Here is a 15108-nt window from a genome sequence, read left to right on the forward strand (position 1 = left end):
ATTAAATGTCCTCCTTATGTTTTTGTTGTTTTGTTTTCTCTAGTTCATCTAATAAAAAATCTATTACACTTCTTTGTCCTAACTTAAAGTAGAGTTCTTTCTCACTTAGGTTAAAGTCAGGGCTTCTTGTGTTTCTTATGGATAATCTAGGATAAGCTTCATCTAAAGCCATTACTAATCTCTCGTGATTTATGTTTAATGGTATAGCCATATAACTCCTTTAGGATAATCTATATAATCCCCCCTTACCCCCTTTGGAGAATGTGTTTTTCTCCTATAAGTGGCGTGTGATTTCAAATGCCCTATTTTAGGGGGTTTCTAAAGTTGCAATAAGCGGACTTTATAATCTCTCTTTTACCCTTTTAGAAAGTGCTTTTCTCCTATAGGGGGGCAAGGTTCTACAAACGTCGTATTTTAGGGGGTTTCTAAAGCTGTGGTAAATGAGCTTTTTTAAGGTCAATATTAAGGGGTTTATAGTTCCAAAGGATAGGCTTACCACCTTTAAACTCATCAACTCTTAACATCCTTGCAACTCTAGCTTGTGTAAGGGCCTCTTTGATTGCTTTAGTTTTGTATGTGTCAGGGTTGCCCTCCATCTCTTTGTAATAAGACTTTATATACCAAGAGATAATAGCCTCCCATATATCATCACAAGGTAAGCTCTTTTGGATAGTCTTATCATCCTCTAAGCTTATTTGCCACTTTAGGTATTCATCTAGGATTTCCTCAGCCTTTACCTTACCTATGCCTTTACAACCGCCATAACCATCTGTGCTGTCTCCAGTTAGAACCTGCGTATAAAAGACCCTTTGTCCTTGAGCGTAGTTAAGCTCGTATCTTAAGTCCTTACGCCAGTTGTAGTGCTCTCCCTCAACTTGGTTAAGGTCTTTATCTATATGGGCTAAGATGTTGTTTAAGGGGTCATTGCTAAGATGTATAGAGCAAGCATCGTCTGCTTCTATCTTAGTGGTTATCTTCGCACCATACTTATCCACTGCATACACTTTTAGCATTGGTAAGAGACGTGGTTTTGGTAGGTCTTTTCTGTTGTGTTTGTAGGTTGGTAGGATGTCATACCTAAAGTTTGTTGCACCTGTAAGATAAAGCTGTGTCTTAGAGCATCTTATGCTATCTTTAAGTTTCTCTATGGCTTCATCTAAACTCTTTTTTGCTCCCTCTTCATCAAGGACTACTGCTTGGTTATCTTCTGAAAAGTTAAAGGTGCTCTCATTAACACTAGCAGCCTCATAGAGCAAGCTATCCGCATCTACGATAAGTGTCTTATCTCTTTTCTTTAATAATCTCCTTGCCAAATATAAGCTCCTCTATATCTTCTTTACACAAATCCTTGCTTCTGTTTTCTTCATAGGCTCTGATTAAATACTCCATAGCCATATTTAAATCCACGTTACCTACTGGCACAGTCTTACTTAGTATCTCAAGCATTAAAAAGCCTTGATTGGTTAAATCATTTACGTAAGCTAAGTCCTTTCTATGTGCTGAAACGTTATCCCCATAGTAGGTTGATATTAGTCTAGCTTGAAAGACCCTTAGCCAAAAGACGTAAGAACAATACTGATAAACCATCTCTGTCATATTGTTGGCTATATAACCTGCCATAAAATCTGATGAGATGTCAGACATCTTTAGGGCTACCTTGCTAGGTAAAAACTCATTAGACATATTCTTGTTGTTGATAGCCCAGTCAAGTATCCTCTTTTGTTTGCTCCCATTTATCACTTTTCACTCTCCTTTATTTTTAGTAGTATTAGATAGCCTATAAGGTCAGTTATGGTGTCTTCATTGTAACTCTCATTACCTTTTGCTATACGACTTAGCTTGTCATCTATGCGAACCCTTAGACCCTCTAACTCATCAGCCTTGCTAAATATCCTCACTGGCTCAAAGGCTGAATTGCCATAGCTCTCATTTTTCTTTATAAGGGTTGCACCAATATCAGCTAAAACGTCTGTTACGCTCTCTTTAAAGCTCATCTAAACCTCCTTTATGTAGTAGCCCTTATATCTTCTCTCTTTAGGTTTAAGGGTATTATTTAGCTCTTTAACTCTAGCAAGAGCAACTACACGTGATGAATAAGTAGCTATTGTCTTAACCTCATTTGAGCTCTTATCAAACTCATATATCTCGTAACTCTTTGCCATAACTATCCTTTACAACGTGAGGCTTGACGATAAAGATACCTGCCTCCTTATCTGCTCTCTCATTTTGTTGCTCTGCTTCAAACTCTGCTAGCTTCTCATCAAAGAAACATTGATGAAAGTGCGACCTATCATCTTTGATTATTCTGACTTCATATATTTTTATCATCTCTTATAATTACCTCCACATCACTTTCTTTTATAAAATCTATAAGCTCTTTCATAGCTTCAGCCTGCTCGTTGGTAAGCCTTATCTCTATAACTTCCTTAGACTTGTCAAACGCCTCTAGGCTTGTAAGGGCGGCTAGGTGTTTTTCTTTTTCTGGGCTACTCATCTAGTTGTCTCCTTTTCTCTCTTTCTTTTTCTAAACTGGGCTTACTTCTCCAAGCCCACCACTCAGCACCATCATACTCTTCACGTTCTAGCCAGTCAGGGGTATCTTTAAAGGTTATCCAACCATCCCAATACTGCAAGCCATAGCCACTATCATAAGTAAGCTCACTTTTTGTTACTACGTCCCACTTGATTTCATCGCTACCCATATAGGTAGGGTTCTCTGATAAAGTCCAGTCTCTTACATACTCAAGCTTATACTCAGCTACTTTGTGATCTCCTATGCGCTCTATTGTTTCTTGTTTAAAGTTAGTCATTGAGTAACTCCTTATTTTCATAGGTGTTACCTAAGACTTCCAAGTCAGAAACATTATTAAGATACTCCGCGTAACGTTCTTTAGCTGTTATTAAAAAGCTTGCACCATCCTCATAGTATTTGACTTTTCCTATAAGCTCCGTGCCATTTAGTGTGCGAAAACTTACAATATCTTTTTCAAATATTCTGTGGTTATTAATATCCTTTTTACCAGTGTATTGCATAACATCAAAACGCTTAGTATTCTCTAGCATAGCTCCAAAAGAAGCGCAGCTGGTTTTCCAGTCGTCATAGATATGCTCTACGTCATAGTACATTTTCTCTTGTTCTTTATCCCATGCTCTATATCTTGGTCTCATCATTAACTCTCCAATAGTTCTTTTATATCTATTAATATAGTCTTTATAAAACCTAAAGGGTCTTTCATAAACTCTTTAAAGTTCATTACTATGTATAAAGGGGTACTTACTAAGAATATAACTGAGCCAAGTAGAACCACATATACTGAGAAAAACACTAGTCCTATAAGGGCTAAAAAGCATTTACTACTTTTAAGGCTATTTTTTGTATAGTTTTCATCTCTATTTCTCCTTTAATGCAAAACCTAAAGCATACATAGGTCTCCATTTAGTTATATGGTGGCTAGATGCAAACTCTTTATCAGCTTCTTTTATAGTGAATCTCCAAGCAGTAATTAGTCCCCACTTCTTAGTAGTGCAGTCATAGGTCTCAAAGTACCATAGGACATTCTCAACACTGGTATAACGTTCGCATAATTCTCTTAACGAGAGTTCCGAACAACTATTAAGCCTAACTCTGTCGTTGCACATTTCTGTAAGGGTATTTATAATAGGACTAGCTTTCCCCTCATCCCTTATAAGGACTATCTTATCTCCTACTTTAAACTTAGGTGCAGTTTCTTCAGGCTTTATTCGATAAATGCACTTTTGAAAATCCCAAACATCATTTACCTTAGTTTCCCACCACCCATGTATGGTGTAGATTTCCACGGGCTTACCCTCAGAAAAAGCCTTAATAACTTCCATCTTTCCTTCCGTTGTCATCCTCATCGTATATCCTTTAAAATCGTTTACAGAGCCTTAAAGAGCAATTAAGCTCTTAAGGCTTCATTTATCATCCAAGAAGCGTTCGCCCTTTGTGGAGCTTCCTAGACACCTTTATGAGCTTCTTTGATACTTTCTAAAACCATAGTAAGCACATTTAAGCTCATTGCATTTCCTGCTTGCTTATACATTTGAGAGTTACTAACAACTATCTTGTAGCTATTATCAAAGCCTTGAAGTCTTAGATACTCTCTTGGAGATAAAACTCTTATCTTGTCTTGTATAAGCACTTTAACTTGATTGTTTCCGCCTGTTCCTGCTGCTGCTAGTAAGCAAGGAGAGATACCAGCAATGCTATAAACTCTTGCTCTATCTAACCTAGCACTATCTACCTTCGCCACTTGAATGATGGATGAGCCTATTGGTTTTGGTAAGAGTTCATAAGGTTTGTTTAAATACTTGTTGTTATTAGTATCCAAGAAGTCTTTGATGCTCTTAGTGAGCTTTATAGGCTTTTTAAAGCTAATACCTAAATCCTCTTTACTTCCAACTAAATATAGTCTCTCTCTGTTTTGAGGTATGCCGTAGTCTTTAGTGTTAAGGATTTGATATGTTAAGAAATATCCCAGTTCTTTAACGTATTCTAGTAATGTGTTAAAAGTCTTACCCTTGTTTATACTTAGAAGTCCTTTAACGTTTTCAAAGACAAAATACTTTGGTCTAGCTTCTTTTAAAACTCTTAGGTATTCATAGAGAAGTTGTCCTCTTTCTCCTGCTATGCCTGCCCTTAAACCTGCAAGAGAGAAGTCTTGACAAGGGCTACCACCTATTAAGATGTCTATCTTATCTTTGTATTTAGAGCCATCTATCTCTCTTATATCTTTGTAAAACTCTTCACAAGAGACGTTAGCTTCAAAGCTAGCTCTAGCATACTTATCTATCTCACAAGCAAAGACGCATCTAGCATCATCAAACACAGCCTTAGTAGCTATCTCAGCAGTTCCAAGCCCACTAAATAGCGAGCCTAATCTCATCTTATTACTTCTATAAAAACCATCATAGCTATCAAGCCAACACTGCTTGAAAGCATAAATCTATTAAGGGCAATATCTATCTTTTCTTCAAATAACATCATCTATCCTTTATTAATGTGTTTCTTTCCAAGAGTTGCCTATCTTGGCTTCTCCTGCTAGTGGTATCCTAAACTTAAAGAACTCCGTAACAAGCTCAAAACTCTTTAGGCATATCTCACTAACTCTAGTGACATACTCTTCCTTGACTTGGATTTGCACCTCGTCGTGAATGTTTGCCACAAACTCATAATCTTCTCCAGCCCTTAGCTCCCTTTGTAAGAGTTCATCAAGGGTTATTAGATACTGCTTCATCACAATAGCTCCAGCACTTTGTAAGAGCACGTTAAGAGCTGAGTGTGCTGAGCGTATCTTTAGCGTTCGCCCATCTAAACCTTTAATAAACTTTTGGGATTTTGCTTTAGCTGCCACGTCTTCACGTAGGCTTGTAAGAGCTGGTAAGCTTTTTAAAAATCTCTCTTTGATAAGCCAACCATCTATGGCATAGCAGATAAGATCAGAGTTAAGCTCCACCCATCTGCCTTTGCTTACCTTAGTGTAATGCTTACCATCTTTTGTAAAGCTATCTTTTAGAAATCTCTTTTTGTATTCTTCATATTTTTTAGGATACTCAGCCTTAAGTTTCCTAACTTGCTCTAAGGAGTTGTTGATACTTAAGCCTATCCTTAAGTCTCCTCCGCCATAAAGCCAGCTATCAGTTACGTTCAATAGGGGTCGCAAGCCCCTACCAGCCTTTGTAGGCATCTGTATATTTCTATACAGCTCAGACTATATCTTCATCCTATCTCTAGGAGCAAGGCGTTTCAGACACCATAAGCTTGTGCCTTACATAATAGTCGTTGCACCTTCCAAGCATAATACTTGGCTTGGCTCAGGATTGTCTTTAGCATTACCTAGTAAGAGTTCCCCTGAATTAACCTTGTTTTTGTCATTATAGTTACCCATAAAGTCATCCTTAACTTGTTAGTCAAGATGAAAGTTTTTGCTGAGTTTCTCGTAGGCAGTCCAGCAGCCTTTTGGTTTGCTGTGTGTATATCTCCACTAACTACCTCACGTCCATAAGCTCCGTCATCATAACGTGCTAGATAATGTGAGAGTGTCCTAAGCTCAAGTCCGCTAGCATCACAGCCAACTAACTTGTAGCCCTTAGGTACTATAAAGAGTTCTCTAAACTCTGTTTGATAATCTCCTGCTGCTCCATAAAGGTAGTTACCTTCTTTGTCTAGCTTTACAGCAGGCACTTGTGCGAGGTTCGGAGATGAGTGTGTCATCCTACCAGTTACCGCTCCACAGCTATTTACATATCCGTGAATACGCTCGTCTAGCTCACAGCACCCTATAAGAGCTTGTGAGCCAGTAGCTAGCTGTGAAAGTCTTTTGGATATTAGCTGATACTCACAGAGCTTAGGGGCTTCAGGGTAGCTTAGGCTCTCTAAGACCTCTGTATCAACCTTAGGCTCTCTAGTATCCGTATAGCTTTCAGGATGCCATTTATATTTTTCTATAAAGAATTTAGCTATATCAGCTCCTGAGCTTGGCTTAAACTCCTTTAGCTTTAGCTTCGTAAATGGCACACCCTTTGTGTATCCTTTAGTCTTGTTATTGACCTTTGGGATAAACTCTCCCTTGCTCTCTAGTCTAGGTGGAAACATTTCTCTAAACTCTTTTAAGAGCTCACTTTGTCTTTGTAGTAGCATTATGTAGAAGTCCTCAGCCTTGTCCTTATCAAACATAAATCCAAAAGCTATCTGTCTTGAGATAATCTCTTGTACCTTATGCTCTAAGGTAAGGGCATAGCTATCCTCTAGGTTAAACTTCTTAAGATATTCTAATAGAGCTACTGTTACTCTAACGTCTTGCTCGCAGTAGTCGCTCATCTCTTCGCTCCACTCTTGCCAGTCAGTAGTCTCTCCGTAATCTCCCTTTAAAACTCCTAAACGCTCTCCCCAAGCTCTTAATGAGTGTGAGCCATAAAGTTTAGTGCTTATAGCTTTCTTTGCTAGGTCGTACTTCTTTATATCTGCTAAGGCTAGCCTAACCATCACAAGGGTGTCTAGGATTTTCTTAGGTTTAAAGGAGGGGTATAGCTTCTTTATAGCTGGTATATCAAAGGCTATAATGTTATGACCACATATCTCAGCACCATCAAGTCTAGCTACACCTTCGCTAGTATGTTCTTTGTCATATCTTTTATATTGTTTTGTATCTGTATCATAGATAGTCATTGTGTGTATCTTGGATAGCTCATTAAGTAAGCCATCAGTCTCAATGTCAAAAACTAGCATTGCTCTCCTTTTTATTAAAAGTCCGTGTTTTCCACAGCTTTGTTTTCTACAACTTTAAAGTGTTCATTGTCATCTTCTTCTATTGCTTCAAGCCTACCAGTCTCTCTGTTATATCTTAGGCTATCAGCCACTCCAGTTATCCCTATCTCTCTGTTCTTTAGGATACGAAGTGTCGAAGTATCTTTAGCATCTCCGTCAGCTTGTTGGTTACGTTCAAGGGCGATTACACTATCACTTAGTTGCTCTAGTGCTCCACTACCTCTTAGGTCTGATAAGCTTACTTGAGCTCCCTCGTTAAAGCTTCCTTTGCTTGTTCGTTTAAGATGGACTATCGCATCTATATGACACCCAGTCTCTTCTACAAGTGAGCGTAAAGAGGTCATAAGCATATCAATGTCCTTACGTTCATTTTCGCTCTCATTACCACTTATAGCTATGCTTATATGGTCTAAGAATACGTGGGTTACTCCAAGTCCTACAACCATATAGCGTATCTCGCTTAGTAGGTGTTCGCTCTCTAGTGAGCCAAAGTGTTTATAAAAGATTACTCTGCCACTATCAAAGAGTTTAACCTTAGAAGCTTGCCACTCCTCAGGGGTTAATAGACTTGGGTTGTATCTTAGCTTTGCAAGTGAGATGTTGTTATCAAGAGCTATAAAGGCTTGAGCTGTCTTCTTTATGTTCTCTTCAAGAAATATCATCCCTATCTTTGCATTGTCCGAAGCTAACACAAAGTGATAGGCTAGCTCACGAAGTATTGTGGATTTGCCTATACCGCTTCCAGCAGTCCAAATGATAAGCTCGCCACCTCTTGAACCTAGTGTCATCTCTTGAAGTCTAGGGTAGGGGTAGGCTATGCCTTGTTTTACTGGAGCTTTTAAATCATCTAGGCTTAACTCGTTTGAGCTTATGATGCCCTCAGGTCTCCATGCCTTTGCCTCTTTAATGTTCTTATGAATATCAGCTAGCATTCCTTTTACAAGCATATCATTAGCATCTTTACCACCGCTCCAGTAGCATAGCTTTACACTACCTGCTTTGAATAAAGTAGCACACTCTAGCATAGCCTTACGTCCTACCTCGTCATTATCAAGAGCTAAGATAATAGTTTCATATTGACTAAGATAATCTAGTTGCTTAGCTAAAGCTTTCTTAGCTCCCTGAGCTCCATTAGGTATGCTAACTACTGGTCGTTTATTGTTATAGACCTGAGAAACGCTAAGGGCATCTATCTCTCCCTCTACAATGATTATGCTATTTGCGTTCTCCTTGCTCCAAAGCTGTGCTCCATATAATGGGAGATGCTTGTCTCCAAGAACTGCAAAGCTTTTATCAGGGTATCTAACTTTCTGAGCCACTACCTCTTGCTTATCGTTGTAGTAATTTGCTATCTGACACGTGTTGCCTTTGCTGTCCTTGCCTATCTGATAATTCCAAAAAGCACAAGTAGCATAGCTTATCTCCCTCTTATTTAGAGGTTTGATAGCTCCATTAGTTATCATTGCACCTTTTACTTTTGGCTCAGGTTTTTGTGTTTGCTTCATATCATCTGCCTTTCCTGCTTTCTCACACACAAAGCAATATGTAGAGCCATCAGAGTAAATAGCTTTACCATCACTACTGCCACAGAGCTCACAAGGCTCGTGTCTCAGAAAGTCTGCCATAGCTATCTCCTTAGCTTTTGTGCTACGTCTTCTAGTTTTACTAACAGCTCTTTGCCTCTCTCATCTTCCATAACTAAAAGACCAGACTTATAAACACCTGTTACAAAGCCTTTCGTTCCATCTATTAGTTCTACTCTGTCATCTATTTTGAAGTTTCTTATGTTAAATATACGCCGTCCATCTAGTGCTTCTCGCTTCTCTGCTTCACTTAGAAGTCTCCAAGATGGGTCTAGCTTATATTCAGCATATTTAGAGTTGCTGTACTTTGACCTCTTTAGCTTTGTAGTGATGTTCCAGCCCTTGTGCCTTAGGTTATGTATGTGGTAGGCTAGAGTTGAGCCAATAAGCCCTAGCTCTCTTGTAGCAACCACTGGGTTAAGTCTAAGTCCAAGCTTTAAAAACTCTAGGACTTGTTTTTCTTGGTTGATTATTATCTTTTTAGCCATTGCTTTATGTACTCCTTATTTGTAGTATTCGTTGGCTCAGCTATCCAAGCAGGGGGGATATGCCCCTCACTGCACTTAATGTCATTACTCTTACACCACATTGCATAGGATGTCTTAGAGCCTTTATTTATTTTTTGGTTTTGATTTTGAAACACGAAGCGAATGTCTAGATTAGGGTAGTTAGCCTTGATAGCCTTATGCTTTTGTCTATCAGGGCTAGTAAAACGTCCTTTAATCTCTACGATTATTCCGTTAGCTAGCACAAGGTCAGGCACGTAGTGTTTGATTTTTTGGATAGGTTGATAGGGTATCTTGATAGGCTCATACTCATAAGCTATCTTAAACTTTGTAAGCTCATCAGTGAGAGCAGCCTCAAAGCCACTCCGCACTCTCTCTCCTTGCTTGTTTAGCTGTGGCTTAGAAGTCCTCATCATTGACTTCATCCTCAGCTGTGTCATCGTCTGCATCCATAGACGGAGTTAAGCTGTAGCCTTCTTCTTCTCCAAAGCCATAATCTTTAGCGTCTCCATTACCACCACTTACAAGGTTGATAATCTGGACTGCATTTAGATACAGAGTTACGCCATTGTTTGTGCCATTGAAGTATCCACTTGGGCTGAAATTAACTATCATAGTAGTGCCATTGTAGATTGAGATAGGCTCTTTTATCTGTTTGCATTGAGCGTCAAAGACAGCTGGAGCTACCTTCTCAACTCTCTCGCCTTTCTTGTTTATGAAGCTAGCCTTAGCTTTAAACTTAAACACAAGATTACCAGTCTCATCACCATTATCATCAGTCTCAGGCTCAAAGCCAAGATGCTTAGGCTCTTTCTTAGCTTTCTTAGGGTCATCTAAGGTTGCCTTGAAGTCATCATAGGTAGCTTTTATCTTCGCTACTATCTCTTTAGTCTTTGGATTGTCTTCACTAAGAACTAAATCTACGTGATACTCCCCTTCATCTTTGAAGCGAGTATCTGGCTCATATAGCCAGCACCATCTAGCTTCTCCAATAGGTGTATTAAGTTTTGCAAGTTTCTTTTTTGTTTCTGCCATAAGCTCTCCTTTTTATATAGTTTGTAGCAGTTGGTCTAATGAGCGAATATATCTATTCTGTCTCATATAAGATTGATTGTTTAATAGTCTCTTTACATCTCTCTCATAAACTCTATTTGGTGCATCTAGTGCATCTGTTTTATGTTGTAAGAGTTTTTTAAGTGGTATGCCTTGAGCTATAACCTCTTTTAACTGACACGGATGTAGCCCTATTGCTACGAGTTCCCAATATAGTTTAGAGTTTAGCTGTTCTCCTTTCTTGAGTTTGTTGTAAGCTGTTGTGATTGTTTTGTTAAATGTCATAAAATGCCTCCTAAAGGTTTTTCTTCCTATAAGTGGCGAATGTTAGGGAGTTATTTTTATAAAAAGGTATAGATTAAGATTAGGTTAAGCCCTAAAAAGATAGGGCTAAGAAAAGAAGTATGTAGAGTTTAGGACTTTTGTAATATCTAAGTTACCTTGTTTAGGTAGCTCAGGGAGCTTCTTAGCATTCTTAGGGCTGAGCTGTGATGCTATTTCATCTCTAAACTTTGCTAGGTTATTTTCACTATACATCTTAACAAACTCTTCGCGAAGCGTATCACGCAATGTATCTGTGTTTCCTGCGTGAGTTGCAAAGCTGTCATGTATCATTGCAAAGTTTTCTACACCTTTATCTAGGCAGGCATCAACTGTGAGGACTAGATGTGAAGCATCCATTGAGTGAATATAGTTCGGAGATTGTCCGTTAGTTGTAGCTCTGCTATCTATCTTTTTATCACTATCTTTTGCCTCTTCTTCTACGCTCAGTCTTACTCTAGTGCCTCCCCAATATGTTTCAACAAGCTTTGATGTTAGCTTGCGATACTCTTGCTTTACCTTGAAGCCACTTGGAGTAGTCCAATAGAGTGGTTTATCTTCTTTTGATGCTACTTTTGCCATATCTTTTAGAAAAGCCATAGCGTCCTTTGAGGCTACTACAACTTTCTCTATGCCTTCTTTGTTTCTATCTGCTAGATACACGCACATCTTGGCAAAGCTTGTATCAACAAAGGTATAGTCTTTTGGGTTAAGCTCTGATAATAGCTGTCCTTTCATACCGTCTCTACTAACACCATAAGGAGTTGTCATAGTATTTCTCTTTGTAACTTTTCTATCAACCTTTCCTACTAAAGGTTTAGCTTCAAGAACTCCGTTAGCTGCATCAATCTCCACAGCCTTTGAGACTTCTTTCGCTACCTCTGCATAGATGTCATTAGGTTTATCCTCATCTCCATTTATAACATTAGTAGCAAGAGCTCCTCTTTCATCAAGCAACAGTGCTGAGAAGTGCTGTATGCCACTACAAGAGCCATCAAGAGGCACTGGTAGATAACTAAGAAACTCAGAGCTATAACTACTAGCTACATAATCACTCCACTCAAAGCAAAAGGCTAGAAACTTAAATGGCTCATCTGCTTCAAACCACCACTTATTCTCATAAGGGTCTTTAGCTACCATTAGGATGTCTTTCTCGTGAGCTTTAGCCCAAGTCCATCTCTCAATCATAGGAAGCTTATCATCTCCAAAAGTATTAGCACCAAGCATTGAAAGCCATTTAGCTCCCTCAGCTCCTAGAGCTACACCATTAGCAAACTTTAGGAGTGCTTTTGATAAGTCATTACCTTGTGGGTTAGGGCAACCACCACTTTGTAATGGGTATATCCTGCCTCTCCAATCTAAGTTATAGCAGTAGTAAAACTCTTGCTCGTCTTTAAACTTCATAGCAGTAGCTAGCTGAGACACAAGAAGAAGTCTTTTACCTCTATCACTTACTTGTTTTCTATGTGCTGTTCTACTAGCTTTCTTCCACTCTGCAAAAGCTTCAGGATTTGTAGCCTTAAACTGCTTATATTCTTCATCCGCAGCATCTATTGGTAATCCCTCAGGTCTAGGGACATAATCAAGTTCAGTTCCACTTGTTATTTCAAGATCAGATATTTCTTTATCTAACTCTACGAAATGCTGAGCTACCTCTAGCACTCTCTTGTTTATACACCAAGCAGTGTCTTGCAGTGCGTTAATAGCTCTATAAACCTTAGGCATCTCGTAGTCTTTTAGATAGTTGTTAGGCTTACCTGAGAGGTTCTTTACTAATGGTACTTGTAATACTGGAGTTAAGAAACCTCCTAACTTTCCTACTTCGTATGGTTTAGGCTTAACAAGCATAGGATAGAGTATAGGGGTAAGAAGCTCACACTCTCCCTCTACCTTTACTAGATACTCTCTAAACTCTTTTGTAGGAGTTAGGGTTTTAGCTATTCTATTATAACCATCTCGCTTATCGCCTATTTCAAATACACCAGTAGAAGCTATAAGAATATCTAAGAGTTTCTGACCTATCAAGAGTTGTTCTTTAGCATCTAATGTCTCTCTTGTAAAGTCCTCAGTCTCATCCATAAATCTATGAAAGCCTTTAGCTATCTTTTCTTTACTTACGCGTTTTTGTAGTTGGCTTTTAATATAGAAGTCAGCAGTTATAGCAATCCTAGAATTAACAGCCTTGTAGTTTTTGATATTTAGCTCTTCTAATAGAGCTTTAGCTATGGCTGTGGCTACGGATACTAGCCTAGTCTGCTTAGTGCATACGCTATTAAAGATAATCTTTAGAGTTATATATCCAGCCTCAGCATATCCTATACGCTCTATAAAGTCTTTAATAAACCTTTCATTATGCGTTAGCCTACCTTTCTTGTAAGTCATCAGACCTTGCATAAAAGGTTGCATAAGTTGATAGATAAGTACTGAGCTAACCTTAGTTTCTCCGTAGCCACCTTTAGCTTTAGCTTTAGCTACTTCTTTTCTTATCTTCTCAACACCTTCGTTAATACCCTCAAGTTCAAGATTTAATTGTCTTTGCTCTAGTGTCATAATGTCCTCCTTTATGGACTTTTAGTAAGACCAAGAGAAAGACAGAGAGTTCTATAACCATCCTATGGATATCTAAGAGTAATCCTTTACAATCCTTTACCCCCCTCTGCTCCTCCTATAAGTGGAGTGTGTTAGGGAGTAAAAAGATTAAAATCTTCACGATTAAGATTAACCTAAGCTAATAATAGTAATAAGAATAGGCTCAATTCTTCCTATTAGTCTAACCTACTAACGACATAAAAAGGTAAAAGTTTAGGGGTAGGGACTTCCTGCGATTTTCCCTATAAAGTTAATAAGAATATCACAGAAAGCCTTAAGATTACGGGCTTCAAACCCGATGACTGGGCGGTTGACCGTCTGGTGGGGAGTTCGATTCTCTCATCCTCTCGCCACTCTCATTTTAAATTTTGCTTTTATCAAGCAAATTTATAATCCCAAACAAAATAAAGCTTAATACAACCAAAACAAGGCTTAAAACTAGAGCCTCATCGCTTTTACCATCATATACGGCATTATAAATGGCAAGCGAGATAGTGTCGGTTTTTCCTATTATATTTCCGCCAAGTATAAGTGTTATGCCAACCTCGCCAAGCCCACGCGAGATCGCTAAGATAAAAGCCGCTGCTACGCTTTTTGCAACACATGGGAAGAGCACGAAAATAGCTGTTTGAAATTTATCTTTTCCAAGGCTATATGCTGCTTCACTTAGGCTTTTTGAAAGTGAGCCAAGAGCAGATGCGACAGGCTTTACAAAAAGTGGTAGCGAAGCTATAAAAGCAGCTAACACAAGAGCCTTAAAACTAAAAATAATTTCTAAATTTAAAGCCTTGCCGACGATGCCATTTTTGCCAAGCAGATAAAGCAGTAAAAATCCAGTAGCAATGGGCGGAAAGATGAGTGGAAAAGTTACGATCATCTCTAAAATGGCTCTAAGTTTACCTTTATAAAAGGCCAAAAGATAAGCTAAAGCCAGCCCAAAAACGATAAGCAAAGCCCCTTGGCACAAAACGACCTTTACACTTAAAAATAGTGGATCAAATAGCCAAGAGAGCTCTTGCAAATTTAGCCTTATCTTATGCCAAATTTAGTGTAAATTTCTTTTGATCTCTCGCTTTTTAGCTCAGTTAAAAATTTCTCACAATCAGCCTTTTTATCGCATCCTTCAAGCTTCGCAGCCACGATGTTTGCTGGAGCGTAAAGCGATTTGTCTATCAAGACAAAACTACCAAATTCATCTTTGTGTGCATTTAGTTCGGTTTGGTTGATGAATCCAGCATCAACTTCGCCGTTTAATATATATGTAACGACCTGTGGCACACCAGCAACTGCTAAAATTTTATCCTTTAGCTCGCTGCTTAAATTCGCTTTTTGCATAAATTCATTCGCCCTTTTGCCATAAACCGTCTTTACAGCATCTGGCATAGCGATCTTAGAAAGAGCTTTTAGCTCGTCAACTTTTTCTATTTTCACGCCCTTTTTAGTAGCTAATACCAAGGCGCCTGAGCCTAAATTTACATACTCGGCGATCTTTAGATCAGACTTTTTCAAAAAGTCCTCATCGCCCACTATCACGTCAGTTTTGCCCTCTTTTGCCTGCGCCATGATCGCTGTGATGTTTGCAAAAGAAGTATCGATATTTACGCCATCTTTTTTGAGATTTTGCGCGACTGCTTCAACTATCTTTTTATATCCACCACCCGCACTTACTAGCAAATTTTCATTGCCAAATGCAAATAGTGCAACCATTAGAAGTAAGAACTTTTTCATATTTTTCCTTTAAAAGTAAAATTTCAAGATTTTATAAAAT

Annotated in this window: 20 protein-coding genes; all 20 read right to left on the reverse strand. The window is 38.6% G+C overall.

Annotation, left to right across the window (positions count from 1 at the left end):
* Position 1 precedes the first annotated feature (1 nt).
* Entirely contained in the window at positions 2-211 is a 210-nt protein-coding gene (locus CVT15_RS08310) for a hypothetical protein (protein WP_107898244.1), read from the reverse strand.
* A gap of 214 nt (positions 212-425) precedes the next feature.
* Entirely contained in the window at positions 426-1313 is an 888-nt protein-coding gene (locus CVT15_RS08315) for a hypothetical protein (protein ID WP_107898243.1), read from the reverse strand.
* On the reverse strand, positions 1282-1740 hold the full coding sequence (locus CVT15_RS08320; RefSeq protein ID WP_107898242.1) for a hypothetical protein: 459 nt from the start codon (positions 1738-1740) through the stop codon (positions 1282-1284). The genes CVT15_RS08315 and CVT15_RS08320 overlap by 32 nt, the downstream gene beginning before the upstream one ends.
* Positions 1737-1994: a hypothetical protein gene (locus CVT15_RS08325; protein ID WP_107898241.1), complete on the reverse strand. Its 258-nt coding sequence runs from the start codon at positions 1992-1994 to the stop codon at positions 1737-1739. Before CVT15_RS08325 ends, CVT15_RS08320 begins: the two co-directional genes overlap by 4 nt.
* The gene (locus tag CVT15_RS08330) at positions 1995-2162 is read right to left on the reverse strand and encodes a hypothetical protein (RefSeq protein WP_159070260.1); all 168 of its coding nucleotides are present in this window, start codon (positions 2160-2162) and stop codon (positions 1995-1997) included. It lies immediately after the preceding gene.
* Between the two features lie 149 nt (positions 2163-2311).
* Positions 2312-2494 (reverse strand): hypothetical protein, encoded by a 183-nt coding sequence (locus CVT15_RS08335; RefSeq protein WP_107898239.1) that lies wholly within the window; start codon positions 2492-2494, stop codon positions 2312-2314.
* Positions 2487-2810: a hypothetical protein gene (locus tag CVT15_RS08340; RefSeq protein ID WP_107898238.1), complete on the reverse strand. Its 324-nt coding sequence runs from the start codon at positions 2808-2810 to the stop codon at positions 2487-2489. Before CVT15_RS08340 ends, CVT15_RS08335 begins: the two co-directional genes overlap by 8 nt.
* Positions 2803-3171 (reverse strand): YopX family protein, encoded by a 369-nt coding sequence (locus CVT15_RS08345; protein ID WP_107898237.1) that lies wholly within the window; start codon positions 3169-3171, stop codon positions 2803-2805. Before CVT15_RS08345 ends, CVT15_RS08340 begins: the two co-directional genes overlap by 8 nt.
* A gap of 219 nt (positions 3172-3390) precedes the next feature.
* On the reverse strand, positions 3391-3879 hold the full coding sequence (locus CVT15_RS08350) for a hypothetical protein (protein ID WP_107898236.1): 489 nt from the start codon (positions 3877-3879) through the stop codon (positions 3391-3393).
* A gap of 98 nt (positions 3880-3977) precedes the next feature.
* Positions 3978-4907: a DNA cytosine methyltransferase gene (locus CVT15_RS08355; protein ID WP_107898235.1), complete on the reverse strand. Its 930-nt coding sequence runs from the start codon at positions 4905-4907 to the stop codon at positions 3978-3980.
* A gap of 111 nt (positions 4908-5018) precedes the next feature.
* On the reverse strand, positions 5019-5672 hold the full coding sequence (locus tag CVT15_RS08360) for a DNA polymerase (protein ID WP_196373522.1): 654 nt from the start codon (positions 5670-5672) through the stop codon (positions 5019-5021).
* A gap of 185 nt (positions 5673-5857) precedes the next feature.
* Positions 5858-7249 (reverse strand): DNA polymerase, encoded by a 1392-nt coding sequence (locus CVT15_RS08365; RefSeq protein ID WP_107898233.1) that lies wholly within the window; start codon positions 7247-7249, stop codon positions 5858-5860.
* Between the two features lie 14 nt (positions 7250-7263).
* Positions 7264-8913 carry a DnaB-like helicase C-terminal domain-containing protein gene (locus CVT15_RS08370; protein ID WP_107898232.1) on the reverse strand — a complete coding sequence of 550 codons (1650 nt, stop codon included), beginning with the start codon at positions 8911-8913 and terminating at the stop codon, positions 7264-7266.
* Between the two features lie 2 nt (positions 8914-8915).
* Positions 8916-9359, reverse strand: coding sequence for a helix-turn-helix domain-containing protein (locus CVT15_RS08375; RefSeq protein WP_107898231.1), 444 nt, complete (start codon positions 9357-9359; stop codon positions 8916-8918).
* The gene (locus CVT15_RS08380) at positions 9344-9748 is read right to left on the reverse strand and encodes a GxxExxY protein (protein ID WP_196373523.1); all 405 of its coding nucleotides are present in this window, start codon (positions 9746-9748) and stop codon (positions 9344-9346) included. The genes CVT15_RS08375 and CVT15_RS08380 overlap by 16 nt, the downstream gene beginning before the upstream one ends.
* A 28-nt stretch (positions 9749-9776) precedes the next feature.
* Complete coding sequence (locus CVT15_RS08385; protein ID WP_107898230.1) at positions 9777-10412, reverse strand: ssDNA-binding protein; 636 nt, start codon at positions 10410-10412, stop codon at positions 9777-9779.
* 12 nt (positions 10413-10424) lie between these two features.
* The gene (locus CVT15_RS08390; protein ID WP_107898229.1) at positions 10425-10715 is read right to left on the reverse strand and encodes a hypothetical protein; all 291 of its coding nucleotides are present in this window, start codon (positions 10713-10715) and stop codon (positions 10425-10427) included.
* A 105-nt stretch (positions 10716-10820) separates the two neighbouring features.
* The gene (locus CVT15_RS08395) at positions 10821-13301 is read right to left on the reverse strand and encodes a DNA-directed RNA polymerase (protein ID WP_107898228.1); all 2481 of its coding nucleotides are present in this window, start codon (positions 13299-13301) and stop codon (positions 10821-10823) included.
* A 400-nt stretch (positions 13302-13701) separates the two neighbouring features.
* Complete coding sequence (locus tag CVT15_RS08400; RefSeq protein WP_103577432.1) at positions 13702-14361, reverse strand: molybdate ABC transporter permease subunit; 660 nt, start codon at positions 14359-14361, stop codon at positions 13702-13704.
* An 8-nt stretch (positions 14362-14369) separates the two neighbouring features.
* On the reverse strand, positions 14370-15068 hold the full coding sequence (gene modA / locus CVT15_RS08405; protein ID WP_107898227.1) for a molybdate ABC transporter substrate-binding protein: 699 nt from the start codon (positions 15066-15068) through the stop codon (positions 14370-14372).
* Between the last annotated feature and the right edge of the window lie 40 nt (positions 15069-15108).

It is taken from the genome of Campylobacter concisus, from assembly GCF_003048595.2.
Classification (GTDB): domain Bacteria; phylum Campylobacterota; class Campylobacteria; order Campylobacterales; family Campylobacteraceae; genus Campylobacter_A; species Campylobacter_A concisus_L.

Coding starts and splice junctions, on each gene's coding strand:
- CVT15_RS08310 (WP_107898244.1), bottom strand. CDS start 211: ATGGCTATACCATTAAACATAAATCACGAGAGATTAGTAATGGCTTTA.
- CVT15_RS08325 (WP_107898241.1), bottom strand. CDS start 1,994: ATGAGCTTTAAAGAGAGCGTAACAGACGTTTTAGCTGATATTGGTGCA.
- CVT15_RS08330 (WP_159070260.1), bottom strand. CDS start 2,162: ATGGCAAAGAGTTACGAGATATATGAGTTTGATAAGAGCTCAAATGAG.
- CVT15_RS08335 (WP_107898239.1), bottom strand. CDS start 2,494: ATGAGTAGCCCAGAAAAAGAAAAACACCTAGCCGCCCTTACAAGCCTA.
- CVT15_RS08340 (WP_107898238.1), bottom strand. CDS start 2,810: ATGACTAACTTTAAACAAGAAACAATAGAGCGCATAGGAGATCACAAA.
- CVT15_RS08345 (WP_107898237.1), bottom strand. CDS start 3,171: ATGATGAGACCAAGATATAGAGCATGGGATAAAGAACAAGAGAAAATG.
- CVT15_RS08350 (WP_107898236.1), bottom strand. CDS start 3,879: ATGAGGATGACAACGGAAGGAAAGATGGAAGTTATTAAGGCTTTTTCT.
- CVT15_RS08355 (WP_107898235.1), bottom strand. CDS start 4,907: ATGAGATTAGGCTCGCTATTTAGTGGGCTTGGAACTGCTGAGATAGCT.
- CVT15_RS08365 (WP_107898233.1), bottom strand. CDS start 7,249: ATGCTAGTTTTTGACATTGAGACTGATGGCTTACTTAATGAGCTATCC.
- CVT15_RS08370 (WP_107898232.1), bottom strand. CDS start 8,913: ATGGCAGACTTTCTGAGACACGAGCCTTGTGAGCTCTGTGGCAGTAGT.
- CVT15_RS08375 (WP_107898231.1), bottom strand. CDS start 9,359: ATGGCTAAAAAGATAATAATCAACCAAGAAAAACAAGTCCTAGAGTTT.
- CVT15_RS08385 (WP_107898230.1), bottom strand. CDS start 10,412: ATGGCAGAAACAAAAAAGAAACTTGCAAAACTTAATACACCTATTGGA.
- CVT15_RS08390 (WP_107898229.1), bottom strand. CDS start 10,715: ATGACATTTAACAAAACAATCACAACAGCTTACAACAAACTCAAGAAA.
- CVT15_RS08395 (WP_107898228.1), bottom strand. CDS start 13,301: ATGACACTAGAGCAAAGACAATTAAATCTTGAACTTGAGGGTATTAAC.
- modA (WP_107898227.1), bottom strand. CDS start 15,068: ATGAAAAAGTTCTTACTTCTAATGGTTGCACTATTTGCATTTGGCAAT.